A 234-nucleotide genomic window follows, 5' to 3' on the forward strand; every position below is an offset into this window, starting at 1 on the left:
GAAGGCGAACATGGGCTTTACGGAAGCCGTTTTTAACAACCGCCGCAAATTCACAATGCCTGCATTGCTTAATAGGGTAAGAAAGCCGGGCTTTAATTAGCTTAGTATGTTCTTGATCTGCCGGATTAGAGGCTGGTAAATCAATCACATCAGTTATTCGAATATTAGGGTCTTTAATTTCAAGGAGACTTAAGATAAAATTGTTTTGGGACATCTGCATAACCTTCTTTACAT

Annotated in this window: 1 pseudogene; it reads right to left on the reverse strand. The window is 39.3% G+C overall.

Going from position 1 to position 234, the window contains the following annotated elements:
• Positions 1-214 (reverse strand): annotated as a pseudogene (locus H5S41_RS00435) (ISL3 family transposase); the annotation flags it as partial.
• Between the last annotated feature and the right edge of the window lie 20 nt (positions 215-234).

It is taken from the genome of Limosilactobacillus albertensis (genome assembly GCF_014145555.1).
In the GTDB taxonomy this organism is placed as follows: domain Bacteria; phylum Bacillota; class Bacilli; order Lactobacillales; family Lactobacillaceae; genus Limosilactobacillus; species Limosilactobacillus albertensis.